The 18,184-nt window shown below is 57.4% G+C and carries 18 protein-coding genes; 7 read left to right on the top strand and 11 right to left on the bottom strand.

The features are described from left to right. Positions 1 to 5: 5 nt before the first annotated feature. Both ACIPY9_RS02775 and ACIPY9_RS02770 read right to left on the bottom strand, forming a co-directional pair. Entirely contained in the window at positions 6 to 740 is a 735-nt protein-coding gene (locus ACIPY9_RS02775) for a zeta toxin family protein (RefSeq protein ID WP_400696810.1), read from the bottom strand. Further along, a complete protein-coding gene (locus ACIPY9_RS02770; protein ID WP_400696809.1) occupies positions 733 to 1,002 on the bottom strand; it encodes a hypothetical protein in 270 nt (89 codons plus the stop codon). The genes ACIPY9_RS02775 and ACIPY9_RS02770 overlap by 8 nt, the downstream gene beginning before the upstream one ends. A 245-nt stretch (positions 1,003 to 1,247) precedes the next feature. Here ACIPY9_RS02770 and ACIPY9_RS02765 point away from each other — a divergent pair, with 245 nt between their 5' ends. Both ACIPY9_RS02765 and ACIPY9_RS02760 read left to right on the top strand, forming a co-directional pair. Continuing rightward, positions 1,248 to 2,138: an HNH endonuclease gene (locus ACIPY9_RS02765; protein WP_400696808.1), complete on the top strand. Its 891-nt coding sequence runs from the start codon at positions 1,248 to 1,250 to the stop codon at positions 2,136 to 2,138. A gap of 325 nt (positions 2,139 to 2,463) precedes the next feature. Beyond that, the gene (locus ACIPY9_RS02760; protein WP_400696850.1) at positions 2,464 to 3,027 is read left to right on the top strand and encodes a Bro-N domain-containing protein; all 564 of its coding nucleotides are present in this window, start codon (positions 2,464 to 2,466) and stop codon (positions 3,025 to 3,027) included. A 76-nt stretch (positions 3,028 to 3,103) separates the two neighbouring features. Here ACIPY9_RS02760 and ACIPY9_RS02755 read toward each other — a convergent pair whose 3' ends face one another. Next, positions 3,104 to 4,669, bottom strand: a complete 1,566-nt coding sequence (locus ACIPY9_RS02755) for a methyl-accepting chemotaxis protein (protein ID WP_400696806.1) — start codon at positions 4,667 to 4,669, stop codon at positions 3,104 to 3,106. A 555-nt stretch (positions 4,670 to 5,224) separates the two neighbouring features. On the opposite strand from ACIPY9_RS02755, the gene ACIPY9_RS02750 reads away from it, so the two are divergent. Beyond that, positions 5,225 to 5,545, top strand: a complete 321-nt coding sequence (locus tag ACIPY9_RS02750) for a topoisomerase DNA-binding C4 zinc finger domain-containing protein (protein WP_400696848.1) — start codon at positions 5,225 to 5,227, stop codon at positions 5,543 to 5,545. 131 nt (positions 5,546 to 5,676) lie between these two features. Then, positions 5,677 to 6,264: a polyribonucleotide nucleotidyltransferase gene (locus tag ACIPY9_RS02745; protein ID WP_400696805.1), complete on the top strand. Its 588-nt coding sequence runs from the start codon at positions 5,677 to 5,679 to the stop codon at positions 6,262 to 6,264. A 25-nt stretch (positions 6,265 to 6,289) separates the two neighbouring features. Here ACIPY9_RS02745 and ACIPY9_RS02740 read toward each other — a convergent pair whose 3' ends face one another. Then, complete coding sequence (locus ACIPY9_RS02740; RefSeq protein ID WP_400696804.1) at positions 6,290 to 7,210, bottom strand: LysR family transcriptional regulator; 921 nt, start codon at positions 7,208 to 7,210, stop codon at positions 6,290 to 6,292. Between the two features lie 114 nt (positions 7,211 to 7,324). On the opposite strand from ACIPY9_RS02740, the gene ACIPY9_RS02735 reads away from it, so the two are divergent. Continuing rightward, a complete protein-coding gene (locus ACIPY9_RS02735) occupies positions 7,325 to 8,524 on the top strand; it encodes an MFS transporter (RefSeq protein ID WP_400696802.1) in 1,200 nt (399 codons plus the stop codon). A gap of 278 nt (positions 8,525 to 8,802) precedes the next feature. Beyond that, complete coding sequence (locus ACIPY9_RS02730) at positions 8,803 to 9,879, top strand: diguanylate cyclase (RefSeq protein WP_400696800.1); 1,077 nt, start codon at positions 8,803 to 8,805, stop codon at positions 9,877 to 9,879. A 10-nt stretch (positions 9,880 to 9,889) separates the two neighbouring features. On the opposite strand, the gene ACIPY9_RS02725 is transcribed toward ACIPY9_RS02730, so the two are convergent. The 5 genes from ACIPY9_RS02725 to ACIPY9_RS02705 all read right to left on the bottom strand — a co-directional run bounded on the left by ACIPY9_RS02725 (position 9,890) and on the right by ACIPY9_RS02705 (position 15,917). Next, positions 9,890 to 10,609, bottom strand: a complete 720-nt coding sequence (locus tag ACIPY9_RS02725) for a hypothetical protein (protein ID WP_400696799.1) — start codon at positions 10,607 to 10,609, stop codon at positions 9,890 to 9,892. 237 nt (positions 10,610 to 10,846) lie between these two features. Continuing rightward, entirely contained in the window at positions 10,847 to 11,095 is a 249-nt protein-coding gene (locus ACIPY9_RS02720) for a response regulator transcription factor (RefSeq protein ID WP_400696798.1), read from the bottom strand. A 465-nt stretch (positions 11,096 to 11,560) separates the two neighbouring features. Continuing rightward, positions 11,561 to 12,007, bottom strand: a complete 447-nt coding sequence (locus ACIPY9_RS02715; protein ID WP_400696797.1) for a YybH family protein — start codon at positions 12,005 to 12,007, stop codon at positions 11,561 to 11,563. Positions 12,008 to 12,241: 234 nt separating this feature from the next. Beyond that, positions 12,242 to 13,555, bottom strand: coding sequence for an MFS transporter (locus ACIPY9_RS02710; RefSeq protein ID WP_400696795.1), 1,314 nt, complete (start codon positions 13,553 to 13,555; stop codon positions 12,242 to 12,244). Positions 13,556 to 13,745: 190 nt separating this feature from the next. Then, a complete protein-coding gene (locus ACIPY9_RS02705; protein WP_400696793.1) occupies positions 13,746 to 15,917 on the bottom strand; it encodes a TonB-dependent siderophore receptor in 2,172 nt (723 codons plus the stop codon). 289 nt (positions 15,918 to 16,206) lie between these two features. Here ACIPY9_RS02705 and ACIPY9_RS02700 point away from each other — a divergent pair, with 289 nt between their 5' ends. Next, positions 16,207 to 16,512 carry a PepSY domain-containing protein gene (locus tag ACIPY9_RS02700; protein ID WP_400696792.1) on the top strand — a complete coding sequence of 102 codons (306 nt, stop codon included), beginning with the start codon at positions 16,207 to 16,209 and terminating at the stop codon, positions 16,510 to 16,512. 66 nt (positions 16,513 to 16,578) lie between these two features. Here the strand turns inward: ACIPY9_RS02700 and ACIPY9_RS02695 are convergent, their stop codons facing one another. Both ACIPY9_RS02695 and ACIPY9_RS02690 read right to left on the bottom strand, forming a co-directional pair. Further along, on the bottom strand, positions 16,579 to 17,751 hold the full coding sequence (locus tag ACIPY9_RS02695; protein ID WP_400696791.1) for a PQQ-dependent sugar dehydrogenase: 1,173 nt from the start codon (positions 17,749 to 17,751) through the stop codon (positions 16,579 to 16,581). Between the two features lie 38 nt (positions 17,752 to 17,789). Then, positions 17,790 to 18,098 carry a hypothetical protein gene (locus tag ACIPY9_RS02690; RefSeq protein ID WP_400696790.1) on the bottom strand — a complete coding sequence of 103 codons (309 nt, stop codon included), beginning with the start codon at positions 18,096 to 18,098 and terminating at the stop codon, positions 17,790 to 17,792. Between the last annotated feature and the right edge of the window lie 86 nt (positions 18,099 to 18,184).

The raw sequence follows: 18,184 nt of genomic DNA, 5'->3' as shown, positions 1-18,184 counted from the left end.
AATGGTCATACGCTCAATGCTTGATCTACATAAGCATTCATGAACCAATCCGGAATTTCATCGTGGCGGAACTCCAGAGTTGTTCCTTCGGTAACTTCTGCCATAAAAATCGACTGCTCGCCGGAGTTGTCGAAAATAAAGGCACGACTTGATGCAGCTATAGCCTCAGGTAAGAGCTCAAGCGAACGATAGTAACGTTCGATGATCTTTTTCTGCGGCACATTATGCCCGCCATCGCCAACACGGTTAGCAACCCGGTTGATGTTGATATCTGGAGACTCCGTGGCCACAAAATACAAATAGGTTCGGTAACCTTCAGCCTGAGCACGCCGAAGAAACTCCACCTTGTCGCTTGATGACATGACAGTTTCAAATGTGAAACTGGTTTTGTTTGTCAGCAGCTTGTGCCTTATGAAGTCAGCAATGACCGAGGCGTAGTAGGAGTTCATCTCGATAGCGCGAAAATCGACGCATTGACCATCCAACGCAATACTGCATGCTTGCTCCTGAAGATCGAATTTCAGAAGCAGAGAATGGCTGGCGAAAAAAGCATGTAATTCGTCAGATGTTGCGTAAATGCCAAACGAGCTCAAATCCAGAAAACCGGCAGCTTTTGCCGCTTTCTCAATCTCATCGGCATTTACATAAATGCCAATCAAATTAGGCGGTATCTGCTCTTTGATCGTGCTTTTCCCGGAGCCATTGGGACCGCCAAACATCCTCAACCTGGGCCTAGGCACTCGGGCTGGCATCCATACGACGGACTTTCAAGCTGGCACCAACCGTTACCTTACGGCGTGGTTTTGCATCACCTACTACGCGAGTTGAGCCATCGGCTTGCGAAGCCACGATGTAGGTTCCTTCGACCTTGAGCACTGTATGGCCAGCCGCAAGGGCTCGAACATAAGCGGCTCGAGTAGCGCCCTCCGCGACACTAGGGATCTGATCCTCCAGACGGATGATCGCTTTTTCAGAAAGTGGGGCTTTGACAGATGCAGTCATGATTGCCTCCCGTACCTGATTGTGTACGTACATTGCTGACGATTCTAGCTGCCGGCTGGGCCTTTCAAAAGAACAAATTTAAGTAAATCTCACCCTAGCAATCCCTGGCAGTAATACGAGCTTGCGATTCTCAAGTCACTACTCAGGGGGTTATCCAAAACGAGAAAAACTCAAATAAGTTGTAACAAGCACCACCACTACCTCATCATCCTTTTCCTACACGAAAAATGGAAAAGGATGATCTGGTGAGCAAAAAAGTATCACAGCAAGCGCTCACGGGGGCACTGGCATCCCAGCAGTTGAAAACAGGCAACATCTACACCCGTGCTGACCTGCGTGATCTGTTTCACATCACAGCTTCCAGCATCAAAAACGGTATTTTCAAACCCGCAACCTTTGACTCTGTGTGGATTTTCGTTACGGAGCACAAAACGGCAGACCGAACGCAATACAACGATATCCTCACTGAAGATGTGCTTCACATGGAAGGCCAGCTCAAAGGCGGTACCGACTACCTCCTCAAAGAGCACACCGAACGTGGTCTGGAATTGCTGCTGTTCTACCGAAAAAAGAAATACGAGCACCCCGGCGCAGGCTTCACCTACGAGGGTCGTTTCCTCTACCAAAACCACGAAGGTTCACGCCCTACAAAATTCACGCTTCACCGAGAAACCGGCACTACGCTGGCAATCGCTGAAATCGAATCGGAGCTAGAGACACAAGGGGCATTTGATCCTACCGACGTAATCGATGCCCGTAAGCGCACGCTTTCCAGCATCGTGCGTCGCCAAGGGCAAAAGTCTTTTCGTAAGAGGCTGCTCAAAGCGTACGAAGGTCAATGCGCAGTAACCGGCTGTAGCATCGAAGCCTTGCTGGAGGCCGCTCATATCGTGCCGTATCAGGGTGCAGAGACGAATGTGGTGAGCAACGGTTTGTTGCTTCGTGCCGACATTCATACCCTGTTTGACTTGGGTCTGCTGTGGGTCAACCCCGATAGCCTGTTGGTAGAGCTAGCTGACGGACTAAAGCAAAGTGAATACAGCGCACTGGATCAAAAGCCTTTATCGCTTCCTTTGGCCTCGTCAGACAGGCCTAGCGCTAAAGCTCTCCAGTCGCATCTCGATTCATTGCTATAGACAGACCTGGACTCACAAGCCGGGCATTCAGCCCGGCGCCCTCTGAACTTTCAGAATCGCCCTACAGCCTTGCACCTTGCTGGCCCAGTCGTCGCCCCCTACCCTTGCTGCGCGCCTAAGAAACGCACAGAAATCTACAGCAGCGGCCTGACCGCCCCGATAAAATGCGGCTTTTTGTACCTGCGGCCTTCCGCTGCGCGTCCTAAAATTTCTGCTATGTCGGGAGTGGACTAATACAAGACCCGTAAGGGAAATACGTCCGGCCTTTCTGCTGTGGGTTTCTTAACTCCCGACGCCTTTAACAGCAGAGATCACATAAATGCCTATGCCCAGCTATCAGTCCTCAGACAGGGACAGTAAAAGTACCGCTTTCCACCCCACCACCTTCCTCCGCCACAACCGCCAACTCCGCGCCCTGCTCCTCGAAACCCAACCCTGGTTCTCAGCCCGTGACCTGAGCAAGCTCATTGCCTGGCCGCTCAACGAGCGCACCACCAGCAAGCTCGATCCGGATCAGCGCCGTACGCTCTGGCTGGAAAGCCATGGGCGGACTGAGGAGGCGCTGATGATCAGTGAATCGGGGGTATATGCGTTGCTGGTGCATCATTACCATCCCGAGCATCGCAGTTTGCGGCACTGGATTACCAATGAGGTGGTCGCGGCGTTGAGGGATGCGCAGGAGCCGCCGGTGGAGAGCATGCCGAGTCTGAGCCTGCTGCAATGGCCGGGCCTGTCGTTGAGCATGTTGCATTGGCAGAGCGAGCCGTGGATTCGGTTACGGGATGTGCCGCAGGTGTTGCCGGTGTCCGGGCAGGGTTTTGAGGGGCGGACGGATCGCTCGGATGGGTCGTGGTGGCAGGGGGCGGCGAGGTTTTTTCAGGTTGGTTGAGGGATTGTGTTGGGTGGCAGTTCAGACGGTAGGAGCGAATTTATTCGCGAATGAATTCGCTCCTACCGATGTGCTGTTAACGGTTGAAACGCTCCGCAAGGCTGTGCAGGTATTCGGCCATGTCTTCCAGTTCCTTGCTGATGGTCGAGCCTTGTTCGGCCTGGTCGGCGCTCTGGTCGCAGAGTTGGGCGATACGGGTGATTTGTTGGCTGATGCTTTCCGCGACGTGGGTCTGTTCTTCCGAGGCGGAGGCCATTTGCTGGCTCATGCCGGTGATGCGGGTCACGGACTGGCTGATGCCGTCGAGGGCCTTTTGGACGGCTTCGACGCTGGCGACGCTTTCCTGGGAGATCTGTTCGCCCTTGCTGGCGGTCAGTACGGCGCGGTCTGCGCCGTCCCGCAGGGAGGTGATGATTTGCTGGATCTGTTCGGTCGAGGACTGGGTGCGCGAGGCCAGTGAGCGGACTTCGTCGGCAACCACAGCAAAGCCACGCCCCTGTTCGCCCGCCCGGGCCGCTTCGATGGCGGCGTTGAGGGCCAGCAGATTGGTTTGTTGCGCGATGGAGGTGATCACGTCCACGACACTGCCGATCGACTGGGTGGCCGTGGCCAGTTCACCCACCGCGGTGCCGATTTCGGTGACCGAGTTGGCCATGTGACGAATCGCCAGCAGGCTGTCATCGGCCAGGTTACGGCCTTGCTGGGCGAGCTTGTCAGCTTCTTCGGCAGCATGGGCGGTGCTCTGGACGTTGTGGGTGACTTCCTGAATGGTCGCAGTCATCTGGTTGATCGCGGTGGCCGACTGGTCGGTTTCGCTGCGCTGCTGATCGAGGGAGCGTGCTTGCTGGTGCGACAACTGTGCCGACTGCCCGGCGTGTTTCCTGACGCTTTCGCCGGTATCGACCAGACGGGTCAGCGCGGTTTGCAGGCGCGCCTCTTCGCTGAGCAAGGCCAGGTCCAGTTGTGCCTGCGGCCCTCGGTTGTCGCTGTAGGTCAGGGCCACCAGTGCGCTGGTGAACGCCTTGGGATGATCGTCCAGGGTTTTCTGGATCGTGCGCCGCTGGCGTATTTCCAGGTAAGCCCCCAACGCGACCAGCACCGCCAGGATCAAGGCGAAGGAACCCAGATCGCCCAGCAGGTGCACGCCCATCATCATGACGATTGCACTGACGATCATGGGGAGTTGGCGCATCAGGTGATACACCGCTGCCCCTGTCTTGGAAACCGCCGACTTGCCTTCACGCAGCCGGGCATAGAGCGCTTCGGCGCGGCGAACCTGTTCGCGGGTAGGAACCGAACGCACCGATTCATAGCCGACAATGCGGCCGTTTTCGTACACGGCGGTGACGTAGGCGCTGACCCAGTAGAAATCACCCTGCTTGGAGCGGTTCTTGACCACGCCCATCCAGGGTTTGCCCTGCTTGATGGTTTCCCACATGTGGGCAAAGACCGAAGGCGGCATGTCGGGGTGACGGACCAGATTGTGTGGCTGGCCAATCAGCTCTTCGCGGGTAAAGCCGCTGAGCGACACGAAGGCGTCGTTGCAGTAGGTGATGTGGCTGTTCAGGTCCGTGGTAGAGATCAAACGCTCAGACGCGGGAAAGGTTCTCTCGTTCTGAGTCACAGGCATGTTCACACGCATCTAAAAGACCTCTCCCTGAAACCTACGAATATCCCGGGGGTACGCTTTGAAGGTGTAGCACAGTCTTTCAAAGTGACAACCGGAATCGCAATGGCACCTATATCGACCCGTTTAAAAAGGTCTTTAACGTGTCCTACAATCCATTTGTTTGGCCTGGAACGACATTGTTTCTACTCTATTGTCGTTCTTGAAAAGGGTAGAAGCCCGACGGCTTCAAAGAGTCACTAGTTGTTCTGTTTCCACGACAAATCCTTTGCTTCACGGCCTCGACATCTGCACCATGAGCGCCCGTCAACAGCACACCCAAGCGCTCTAACACAGGCATCGGCCATGTCACGTAAACACTCTTCAACCCTGCATATTCTCATTCAGGCAGCCAGTAAATTGCCTTGGTGGTTGAGCGTTGTCCTGGCCATTTTCATCGGCGGTTACCTGCATTCGGTCGCCACGGCTGAATTACCGATCCATACAGATGCGCGTCAATTTGACACGCTGCTCATTCGCTCCGCCTTCAGAGGTTTTGCAACGCTGGGGCAGTACCTCCTGCCCATCGTCCTGCTGGGCGGTGCTCTGGCTTCATTTCTCGCCAAACGCAGGCGTCACAAGGCTTTCAAACCTGTGGCGATGCCTCGGCCCGAACCTCGACCTCAGCCGGTTGCCCCGGTGGTGAAGAAACCGGCGGTTCCCGGCATCAAGACGCCGAAAGCCCCCAAAGCGCCCCCGCCAGAACCGGCCAGACACTCCGAAGCCCCGTCTTGCCCGCACTGTAAAAAGAGCATGGTAATGAAAGTGGCACGAACAGGACGTAATGCAGGAGGAAACTTCTGGGGGTGTTCGGCATACCCCAAATGTCGAGGTATCCGGGGCATCTTTTGATCGTGACGTGTAATAACTTAACGCCTGCTTTTAAACAGTCGATAAACCTGCCGTTGAACGTATTGAGGCTCGATAAAGTCAGCAATACATCAAGACACTCTCTGGCAGTCTTTGATCAATAAGGAAGTTCAATGCAAATCTTCAGTTTCAAGGCAATGGTGATGTGTGTCGCATTGTTCGGATGCCAGGGCCTCATAAGTGCTCAGGCAGCGTCCAAGGCTGACACCGAAAAAAAGGCCGTTGCCATTCAAAAAGCATCCCTGCTCGATGGCAAGCTGGCGTTTACCCTGCCCGCCGGCTACGTCCGCAGCGAAATGCCTGAAATTGATGAAAAGGCGATCGCTCAGGGTGTCAGCGGCGCGCTGTACAGCAATCAGGCCGAAAAGCGGGTGCTGATTGTCACTGAAATGCCGATCCCGATGGATGTGCAGGCCAGTGACAACGATGCGCTGGTCCTGGATGGGCTGGTCACCGGAACGTTGGCCCAGCAGCGCCCCCATGCGGTGGACTTCAAGGAGCTGGGCGAGAAGAAGATCGTCAAGAAAAACGGCCTGGGCCTCCGTCAGGTCGATACGTCGTCCACCCTGAGCGGCACGCCGGTATTGAGTACGACCCTTGTGGCCGCCTCGGGCACACGCTCGGCGGTTCTGAATGTAGTGTCCAGCGCCAAGGACCCGGCCGGACATGCCGAGCTGGTGAAGGCCATCATTGGTCAGTAACCGTTGACCCGCCTTCTCGCCCTGTTCATTCGTGAAGAGAAGGCAGGCGCAAGGCTTCGGAGAGCCGTTCGATCAGCACCTGCACCTTGGGCAGTGATTCCCGGCTGCGTGACCAGGCCAGGTGCAACGCCAGGCCATCGGTACTCAGGTGAGGAAGGATTTCCACCAGTTCGCCACGTTGCAGTTGGTCCCTGATCAGCCAGGTGGCCAGTTGTGCAATCCCGCAAGCCGAGGTCACAGCGGCCACCACAGCTTCAGCATTGCCGACGACGATCCGGCCGTCCATGGCGCGGGTTTCGCGCTGGCCCTGGGCATCGGTAAACAGCCATGGGCTGATGCTGCCATCGCCCCTGCCGAACAGAATGCAGTCATGGTCGGTCAGCTCTTCGGCGGTGACGGGCACGCCGCGCCGTTTCAGGTAGGCCGGTGCCGCACAAAAGGTGACCCGCTCGGTGCCCAGATAACGATGCCCAATGCCCGCCGGCCAGACCTGCGGGCCACCAATGCGCACCGCCAGATCAATGCCTTCTTCCAGCAGGTCGACAAAGCGGTCCGTAAAGGTGATCCGGGGGCGCAGCCCGGGATATTGCTCCGTCAATGCCAGGATCAAGGGCAGTACGTTCAGACGCCCAAAAGTGGCAGGCAGGTCGATTCGCAGTTGCCCCGCCGGTTCGGAGCGCTGATCCACCAATGCGGTTTCAGCCTCTTCCAGCTCTGCGAGAAGGCGCACGCACACGCCATGGTACGCCGCCCCCTCCTCCGTCAGGGACAGCCTGCGCGTAGTGCGCTCGAAAAGCCGCATGCCCAGGCGGCTCTCCAGACGCGCCACGCTTTTGCTGACTGCGGAGTTGGTGAGGTTCAGGCGTTCAGCCGCGGCGACAAAGCTACCCGCATTGGCCACGGCAACAAAGGTTGTGATGCCTTTAAGACGATCGGAGGAAAACACAACTTCAAATCCGATTAGTGAAATTATTTCCTTAGTGTGCCGAAAAACCGCCAAAGATAAGAAAGCTTTTCTGCAATAGGCTGACGGCCTTCTTTTAATCCGGGTTGTTGTGTCATGCCGTCTCTAGAAAATATCTCCTCCACCACCGCCAGCGGTGAACGCTCGACAGGGGCTAGTCTGCCCATCGCGATCCTCGCGCTGGCGGGCTTTCTGATTGTCACGACCGAGTTCCTGATTATCGGCCTGCTGCCTGCGCTGGCACGAGATCTGGGAATGTCGATCTCCGATGCCGGTTTGCTGGTCACGCTGTTTGCCTTCACGGTGATGCTGTTCGGCCCGCCCCTGACAGCCCTGTTTTCGCACCTGGACCGCAAACGTACGTTCATCGTTATCCTGCTGATCTTTGCTGCCTCCAATGCCCTGGCGGCGCTATCGACCTCTGTCTGGGTCCTGGCAATCGCCCGCTTCATCCCGGCCCTGGCGTTGCCGGTGTTCTGGGGCACGGCCAGTGAAACCGCGAGTCTGCTGGCAGGTCCCAGACACGCTGGTAAAGCGGTGGCGCAGGTTTACCTGGGCATTTCGGCCGCCATGCTACTCGGTATCCCGCTGGGCACGGTGTTTGCCGATGCGGTGGGCTGGCGCGGCGCTTTCTGGGCGCTGGCGGCACTGTCTGCGTGCATGGCCGCATTGCTGGCCCTGTCGATGCCACGCCTGGCACCGACCCCGAAAGTCGCTCTCGCTCAGCAAGCCCGGATATTGCGCGATCCGTTGTTCATCATGAACCTGCTGCTGTCGATCCTGCTGTTCACGGCGATGTTCGCAGCCTATACCTACCTGGCCGACATGCTTGAGCGTATCGCTCACATCGAGTCGGCCCGAGTGGGATGGTGGCTGATGGGCTTTGGTGCGGTCGGCCTGATCGGTAATGCCCTGGGGGGCCGCTATGTTGACCGCAGCCCGCTGGGCTCGACCCTGATCTTTACCGCGCTGCTGGCGCTGGGCATGAGTGCCTGCGTTCCTCTGGCCGGCTCATTGTCCGGCCTGATCGCGATGCTGGCCGTGTGGGGCATCGCGCATACGGCGCTGTTCCCCATTTGCCAGATTCGTGTGATGAAAGCCGCCCCGCAGGCCCAGGCGCTGGCAGGCACCTTGAATGTGTCGGCGGCCAACGCCGGCATAGGCCTGGGCTCGATTATCGGCGGTGCCACCATTGAGCATCTGGGTCTGGAAGCGATCGGGTATGTCGCGGCGGCACTGGCAGCCGTCGCTATTGTTATCGCATGGCAGTTATGGAGAGGTCATTTAAAAACCTGATTTGACCCTGATGGTTTCTGGCTTTATAAAACGGCCGAACAGTGTGGTCACACTGTTCGGCCGTTCATATCAATTGATCCGCCATGTTTTTGAACCGTTCAGGCATCATGGAATGACGTTATTTTGACCATGGACAATGTATATAGCGCGAAATTTTTATATTTTATGATTGTTGTCAAAAGGCTCTTCCCATTGACACGAGCTACAGGCGAAACTGCCGCCTTTCGGTCAAGCGTAAGGGTTTTCTGGCCGGCTAGTACAATCGTCCGGTAAGCACCATGAATACACCACGCGGCAAAGGTCTTTCATTTGCCAGAAGAATTTATGCTCCCCGTACTCTCGGCGTGAGCATGGGTTTTTTCACTGTCGCCGTGTCGTTGTATCAGGTGAATGCTCCACTCTGGTTATGGCCGCTGGTGCTCTTCAATGCGATTGCCTGGCCTCATCTGGCCTATCAACTCGCCAAACGCTCCGCTTATCCCTACAAGGCCGAATGGCGCAATCTGCTCACGGACTCCCTTTCGGGTGGTTTCTGGGTGGGTGCGATGGGTTTCAGCATGCTCCCCAGCGTGACCGTGCTGGCGATGATGGCCATGCACAACATCGCGGCCGGTGGCACGCGGCTGATGCTTCAGGGCTTCGTGGCCCAGGCAGCAGGAGCTGCGATCTCGATTCTGGCCCTGTCGCCGGTCATCAACCTCGACAATAACGCCATCCAGATCTATGCCTGCCTGCCCGTGCTGGTGGTCTATCCCATCTTCATTGGCTGGATGAGCCATCAACTGGCCCTCAAACTGTGGGAACACCGGAATATCCTGAGCGAGCTCAGCCGCACCGACAGCCTGACAGGCCTTATCAATCATGGCTCGTGGAAGGATCTGCTCGAAGCCGAGTTCGTGAAGAGCCAGGAACAGCAGCACCATTGCACCATCGCGTTGATCGACATCGATCACTTCAAGTCCATCAACGACACCCATGGCCACATCATGGGCGACACGGTGCTCAAGAATATGAGCGAAGCCCTGTCCGAAAACCTGCGCGATACCGATCTGGCGGGCCGCTACGGGGGCGATGAGTTCTGCATCATCCTGCCCAATACGTCCGCCGGGCAGGCCAGCGAAATACTCGAGCGCCTGCGTCTGAGGGTCAAGGAAAACACTGATGCCTTGCTGCCGGACCTCAATGTCAGCCTGAGCATCGGCATTGCCCCCTACCAGCCACATATCACCGATTCGGCCATGTGGCTGAACGAGGCGGACAAGGCGCTCTATATCGCCAAAACCAGTGGCCGCAATCAGGTAGTCAGCATTGAGGACCATTCGCCAGAGCGCCTGCGCCTCTCGGTCCAGAACTGAGGTCGGCACTTCAGCGAGTGCTCTGTGCCAGCGTCGAAAGGTTTTTCAGCAGCCACTCCGGCGTGTGGCTTTCCAGAATCACACTCACCGGCTGTGGCAGTTTCAGCTTGCCGTACATGGCTTCTTCACGGTCGAGATGAGCTTGCTGAACGGCCCGGTAGTTGAGCGGGTAGATACTCTGCTCGACCGGCAGCAAGACGTCGAAATGCTCCAGCAGGCCATGAAACACGATACGGCGCTCGACGGTGTCACGGGTCGTCGCAATCAGCTTGATGAAGTATTCACTGTCTCGCCTGCGCAACGCTTCACCGGCAGCATAACGTTCAGCCAGGGTATAAGGCGCGACCTCGTCGTAGACGACGCAGCACAGAAACTCCCGTGACATCTCCGTGAACGGGTTTTCGCATGCCTCCCGCCGGTTGTACCGTCCCAGGATGAACCGGACCGCTTTCTCGGCCCGCAGTTGATGCTCCCGGTCCTGAACCTCGTAGAGGTCCTCGAAGACCGATGCCTGTCGTCCCTGCTGCGGGACCTCCTGGGAGAACCTGACGAATAACCCACGGGGCCCCAGCATGCTGGCCTGCAGTTCACACAACTGGGCCATGGACAGCGCAGACTGCCTGGCAGCCAGATGACGAAAGTTCATCATGGCATTGACGTCTGGCGCGCAAGAGCCCGGTTGCATGGATTGACAGGGCTGATCCTCGCTCTGTGTTAAACAGACAGCCATGAAATAACTCCTTTTATTGTTTGTTGTTTCGTTGTGCAGATATGTTCACGTCCAGCCGCGTCCCCCTCCCCACAAAGCAAGTAACGCGGCATTCATCCGGACACTCGTGCCGACTTCAGGGCCACCCGTTACCGGCTCGACTTATAACCTCCACCCGAACGTCATTTTTATCGAGCCTGCACAAAGTAGCCGGCGGCCCGTTAATGCACTAATGAACCCCACTCTGAATAAAGGGCATTATGTTTGGTTTGTCTCGACACACAACCCGACAGATGTAGGGGGTTGCATGTTCTTTCTGGACACCAGTCGAGTGACGTAACGGGCGATAAGTTCGGTACGCGTCTTCACCTGACACTTTCTGAGCAACGAGGACACATGATCGCGTACGGTATAGCCACTGATGCACAGCCGCTGTGCTATTTCCTTGTTCGTGAAGCCTTGCAGCAGCAGGCACAAGACTTCCTGCTCCCTGATTGTCACCCACATGTTGTCTCTCCTTGTGATGAGCATGCCCACAGACAAGCGTGTAGGATGCTTCTTACATTTGCCGTCCTTGACTTGAATAATAAATCGGCACACCTGTACCTTTATTTAGCGTTGTTTTTATATCGACCGATAAAGAGCACAGTCATACATCACAAACACCACTGCTCGCCCAACCAACAAGGAAAACTCCTACACTACTACCGGAACATCCCTAACTTAATGATTTAAAGCCCTCATAAAAGCGTCATCCCCTGCTAAAAAGCGGACAGGCTTATTGAGAAACATGGGAGGGCGTCGCATATAAGAAGACGCAAGATAAACTTGCCCAATGAGAATTACAATCAGTTGTTACAATTGGATCCCGACACTGACATATATTCAAACACGTGTCACAACAATGTATGTCATTGTCCGTCAACCCGCCTGTCATGACAGACGGGTTGATGTGTTGACAGGGCTTCGGGGTCAGGGCTGAAGGTCGAACAAGGCCTTGCCGCTGCCCATGTCGAAGGGAGCCGAAAAATGCTCATGCACGGCTTTCCATCCTTCAGCGGTCAGACGATAGCCCGCACTGGCCCGCATCCATGAGCCTTTGCTTTCCCCTGTCTCATCGACCATGCCGCAATGGTTCAGCCAATGGGCAAAAGCCACATCGCCATCCACCTGGATGACCAGATCACGCTGCTCGAACAGCATGCCTCCTTCGCACAGGCCCAGGCAGTATTGCCAGTGCTTGCGATAGGCCTCAAGGCCCTTGAACTGCAACTGGATGATCGCATCGAAGGCGATCACGTCAGGGTGGTAATAAGCGGTGATGGCCTCCAGATCCTTGTTGCGGACAGCCACGCTCCATCTTTCCAGTGAGGCCTGGATCTGCTCTCTGGCGCTGGTGTTGTCGGTGGTGGTGCTCATGAAAAGCTCCTGGCCGTTGTCGGCTCGGTTGCATGGACTGCGGCATGAGCGGGCTGTTACGAGGCAGGAACGTTCACCACAGCGACGCATGCGGCAGGAACAGAAGGCGCGACCTGCAAGGCATTGTTCAAATGCCGGTTGGCTTCAGGTAACGCCCACGCCAGTTGCCCGCCGGGCGACGGGCTCGGGAGCAACTAGTGAGCAAGAGTAGCTCCCTGGCGTTGAAATGTATGCTCACGCCCGACAGGACAAACCGTCATCGAGCCGCATCCCCTTGTGCAGCCCGAAGACTGCAGCGGTCAGCAGGCCGACGCTGCCCATGACCACGCCATAGACAACGCACACCCAGGGGCTCCAGGGCATCAGGGCGATCAGCATCAACGGCGTGGTGCTGGCCCAGAGGGCATAGGCAATGTTGTACGTGAAGGAAATGCCCGAGACCCGGATGCCGGGCGGGAACAAGCCCACCATCACGGACGGCACAACGCCAACAATGCCGCAGGCCAGCCCGGCAATGGCATAGGCAGCAGCCGGTGACAGCCATTGCAGGATCAGACTGGCATACAGCACGCCAATACCCAGCGGCAGCAACAGGCTGTAGACAATGACGCCACGCCACGCGCCGATACGGTCGACCAGCATGCCAGCCAGTACACAACCGATGTTGAGAAAGACAATGCCCACGGCACTCAAGGCAAAGGTGTCGCTTGCACTGATGCCGAAACGTTTTTGCATGACCGTGGGCGTGATCACGACCAGCACCACCACCGCAGAAGTCAGCACACAGGTGAGCAAGGCCGCGGGCAGCAATGACTGGCGATGCTCACGCAGGACCTGCCCCAGCGGCAGGCCCTGCATGTTCTCGCGCTGCTTCTGCAAGGCAACGAAGACGGGCGTCTCACTCAACCAGCGACGCAACCAGACCCCGACCACACCAAATACCCCGCCCAGCAGGAATGGAATGCGCCATGCGTAATCAAGGATTTCAGCCGGGCTGAATACCCGGGCCAGCCAGGTGGCGGTCAACGCACCCAGCAGGTAACCGAAAGTCAGACCGGCCTGCAGGACGCCCAAGGCATAGCCGCGATGCCCCTTGGGTGCATGCTCGGCCACGAACACCCAGGCGCTCGGGACTTCACCGCCCACGGCAGCCCCTTGCAGAACGCGAAGAGCCAGCAGAACCAGCGGTGCCCAGTAACCGATCTGGGCATAGGTGGGCATGATGCCGATCAGCAGGCAGGGCAACGCCATCATCAGAATGCTCAGGCTGAACATCCGTTTGCGCCCCAGCCGGTCGGCAAAATGCGCCATCAGAATCCCGCCCAGCGGACGCGCCAGATAGCCGGTGACGAAGATGCCGAAACTTTGCAGCAAACGCAGCCATTCGGGCATTTCCGGCGGGAAGAACAACTGGCTGAGGGTCAGGGCGAAAAAGACGAAGATGATGAAATCGTAGATTTCCAGAGCGCCGCCCAGGGCTGCAAGGCTCAAGGTCTTGTAGTCGGCCCTGGTGAATGGCTGAGGGCGAGGTTTAACAATGGCTGTCATGAAGCCCCCGTAAACATGGCTGAAGGAAACGTCTGCGCTCGCAGGGCGCGAAGGATAGCAAAGCTGGTGGTTTTATGGGATTTGCCCCACGGTAGGAGCGAATTCATTCGCGAAGGGGCGGTACATCCGACACGGATCTGTCGTTTGAAATACCGTCTTCGCGAATGAATTCGCTCCTACTGGTGCTGCGCTAGAAGTTGACCGAGGCCGACAGGGTTGCGGTTCTTGGCGCGCCCATGAACAGGTAGTCATCGCCCATGTATTCCCCGGCATCGCGCCAGTAGCGCTTGTCGAACAGGTTGTCCACGGTCAGACGGAAAACTGTGTCGTAATCCCCCAAACGCGTGCTGTATCGACTGCCGATATTGAACAGCGTGTAGTCGTTGACCTTCACGGTGCCTTCGCGGTTGGCGTATTTGCTCGCGCTGTATTGCATGCCCCCCAGCAGCGCCAGGCCACGGATCGGCAGGCTGTAGTCGGCCTGAAGGCTGCCGCGATACTTGGGCACATTCAGCGCCTGATGGTCTTCATAGGCCTGCGTACCACTGCCATCGACCTGGGCACGAATCGCGGCAGCACTGGCGGAGATTTGCAGGCGCTCCGTCACCCAGCCATTGGCACCCAGCTCCAGGCCTGTGTTCTTTTGTTCGCCCTGCTGCACGTAGGTGAAAGAGCCGTCATCGTTGGGCCTGGAATACTGATAGGCCTGACGGGTCTGGAACAGCGCCGCCGTGAAGCTCATGCGCTGCCAGTCGTACTTGATGCCGGTTTCCAGTTGACGCGAGACAGTCGGGGCCAGAATCTCAGACGCATTGTTGGTAAACCAGGGTGCCGTGCCGCCCAGCGACAGGCCTTTGCTGTAACTGGTGTAGAGGGAGATATTCTCCAGCGGCTTGTAGATCAGGGCCGCCTGGGGCAGGAAGATCGAACGCTGGGTATGACGTTGGTCGCTGCCGGTTTCCGTATAGGCCTGCTCGTCGAGACGCACCTGACGTCCGCCCAATACAGTCTGCCAGTGTTCGTTGAAGCTGATCCGGTCGGTCATGAACAGCCCGTATTGGCGGCTGTCCAGTCGGCGCTCGGTGTGCGGGAGCGGCAGGTCCGACTGCGATACGGATTCAGGGTCTGTATTGATGTTGCTCGACCCCACCATCTCGTTGAAGGTGCCACGGGTGTCCACGGTGCGCCGGAAGGCGCTGGTGCCGAAGGTCAGCTCGTGCTTGAGCGAACCGGTGTCGAAGTTACCGGTCATGGCCGCTTCGACCTCGTCATTGCGACGGGTGTCGTCAGGGCTGCGGAAGTCATAGATGTCGTAACCGCCTTCGGCACTGAAGTGATTGGGCACAGACTCGGCGGCGCAACTGGCCGAACCGTAGCAGCCCCAGGCAAAGGCGCTGTAGTCGTCGATCACCACGCGGCTGCGAGAGGCGCTGAGGCTGCCCTTCCAGGTGTCGTTGAAGCGATACTCGAAACGTCCACTCATGTTCAGCGAGTCGATACCCACCGGGTTCGACCAGCTCTGATAACCCAGCAACTTGCGTGGCGAGGCGTTATGGGGCAAGGCCGTGCCGCCCAGCAATTGATAGCCCGGCACCGAACGTTGCTCCTTGGTCTGGTATTCGACGTCCAGTTGCAGCAAGGCGCGCTCGCTGATGTTCCAGTCGAAGGCCAGGGACGCGAAATCGCGCTGCCCGTCGGCATGCTCGACGTAGGAACGGATGTCTTCATGGGCCAGGTTGGCGCGCAGGCCGAATTGATTGTCGCTGCCGAACCAGCCGCCGACGTCCGTCGCCAGATAGCGCCCGCCATGCTCGGTGGTCGAGACAGTGACCGAGCGGACATCCTGAGCGCGCTTGGTTTCATAGTTGATCAGGCCGCCCGGCGCAGAGGCTCCGTTCTGCAACCCCGACAGCCCCTTGAGCAGTTCCACCTGCTGCTTGTTTTCCAGCGCCACGTTCTGCTCGCCGGTGATCGTGCGCCCGTTGATGCGGTAGCTGCTGGCGGCATTGAGCGAAAACCCGCGGACCACGAAATTCTCGTAATAGCCCACCGGCGCATAGGCGTCCCCCACCGAGGCATCATTGCGCAGGACATCACTGAGCAGCCGGGCCTGGCGGTCCTTGATCAGAGCCTCGGTGAAGACCGACACCGACGCCGGCGTGTCGATCAGCTCCGTTTCGCCAAAGCCGCCGACCGATGCCTGACGGGCCTGATAATCGGGCGTGGACTCCTCGGCGGTTCCCGTCACTTTCACGGCGTCCAGGTTCACCGGCTCGGCAGCCAGCAAGGGTGAAGTGACAGCCATGCCAAAAGGCAACAGACACGAAGCCAGACGCGCAGCAGGTCGGCGTGACGAACTCATCGATGGGACTCCTGGGGAAACGGGGCAAGCACAAGGGCAAAGCAGCATTCGGCTGGGGGCCACCTTTTACGTTCCCCGCCGTTTTTTTACAACCTTTGCATGCTCAACGAAAAGCAGTCGGAAACTTTACCGGCGGGATGAAAAAAAACAGACCACGGTACCCAAACAGCCTCCGTCGAATATTTAAGGATGAATTAAGTAAGGCGCTTTAATCTGGCTTCAACCAAACAGTTGAACGAATCAACTGGTAAAGCCTCCCTTAATGCAGTCCCATCAGAAGGAATACCCCATGAAACTTATGCCTGCTCTTTTCGCCGCGCTTGCCCTGACCACCGCTGCCGGTGTTGTACACGCCGATGTCGGCCCGGACGAAGCCATCCGTTTGCAGAAGTCCGGTGCCGTCGGTGACTTTGAACAGTTCAACAAACAGGCGCTGGCCAAACACCCTGGCTTCCAGATTCACGATACCGAACTTGAACGACAGGCTGGCCGTTACGTCTACCAGATCGAGCTGAAGGACGCCAAGGGCGTGGAGTGGGACTACGAAGTCGATGCCAAGACCGGTGAAGTCCTGCGTGATGCACAGGATCGTTGATCCCGCCTTGTCCATCATTCCCGCATGATTCGCTCATGCGGGAATAATCACAATAAAAGGCCGTTATTATTCCAGGCCTACTTTCAATACTTTCCCTTTTTCGTCATCGGTCAATACATAGAGATAACCATCCGGCCCTTGGCGAACATCACGAATACGCTGTTTCATATCGCCCAACAGGCGTTCTTCATGAACAATGCGGTCGCCCTCGAATTGCAACCGAATCAACTCTTCGCTGGCCAGTGCGCCAATAAACAAGTTGTGGTCCCACGCCTTGAAACGGCCGTCGCTATAAAATGCCATTCCGCTGATGCCCGGTGACTTTTCCCATACATGGAAAGGGGCTTTCGTGCCGTCGACAAACTTGCCCTTGGCTTCCGGAATCGGTTGGCCGGAATAGTTGATGCCGTGGGTTGCCAACGGCCAGCCATAGTTCTGACCACGTTCGATGATATTGATCTCGTCACCGCCACGAGGGCCATGCTCGTTGGTCCAGAGGGTTCCGCTCCAGGGGCTCAGGGCCGCACCTTGCTGGTTACGATGGCCATAGGACCAGATTTCGGGGCGCACATTGTTCTGCCCGACAAAGGGGTTGTCTTTCGGAACACTGCCATCCGGGTAGATGCGCACGATCTTGCCTTGCAGCTTGTCCAGGTCCTGGGACGTCGGGCGATCGTTGTTTTCCCCCAGGGCAATGAACAGGTAGCCGTCACGGTCGAAGACCATGCGTGAACCGAAGTGGTTGCCCACTGACAACTTCGGTTGCTGGCGGAAGATCACGGTGAAGTTTTCCAGCCGGGTCATGTCGGCCGACAACCGGCCGCGCCCGGCGGCCGTCCCGGCGTTATCGCCTTCCGCAGCACTGGCCCCGCTGCCTTCGGAATAGGTCAGGTAGACCATGCGGTCCTTGGCAAAGTCAGGGGACAGCACCACGTCCAGCAAGCCGCCCTGCCCTCTGGCCCAGACTTGCGGCACACCGGAAATCGGACCGGACATTTCACCCTCCGGCGAAATGAAGCGCAGGTCGCCGGAGCGCTCGGTGACCAGCATGCCTTTCTTGTCTGGCAGGAAAGCCAGCCCCCACGGATGATTCAACCCGCCCACCACTTCACTGACACTGACGCTGCCCAGCTCGCTTTTATAGTGCTCGGCAGCCGCTGTGGCGGCGCTTGCCGTCAAGGGTGACAGGCTCAGAAAGGCCGTGGCACAGAGTGTCGCGATCAGGGATTTTCTAAACATGAGCGATTCCTTATGCATTGATTAGAGCGGGAAACGAGTCAGGGGCGCTTGGGGTCCGTCACCTGGCTCGAGGGAGTTTGGGGTGTCTGGCGGACAGGATAGCCATTGCCGATCCCGCCGTTTTCCAGCGTGGGCTGACGAGGGGTTGGTGTGGGCATCGTCCCGGGCGCTGGTGGTGTACTGGGTTGAGTGCCCTGGCGGCTGTTGGGGTTGGCGCGGTGGATCGGGCTGTTGTAAGGGTTACTGCTGGCAGCGTTGCTACCCGGCAGGTCCTGCGCATGGGCAGCGCCCAGACCTGACAGGGTACCGAGCATCATCATGGAAAGGTGTCGCGCAAAACTGTTCATCACTTACCCTCAAGGGAAATGGCAAAGACCAGACTTTGATGACGATCAGGCTGTCAGGTTCGCCGTTGAAGGGCAGATGAGCAAAC

The sequence above is a fragment of the Pseudomonas sp. NPDC089734 genome (assembly GCF_044748865.1).
Classification (GTDB): Bacteria; Pseudomonadota; Gammaproteobacteria; order Pseudomonadales; family Pseudomonadaceae; genus Aquipseudomonas.
The sequence above is the reverse complement of the archived record's forward strand: the minus strand, read 5'-3'. Positions and strand labels throughout refer to the sequence as shown.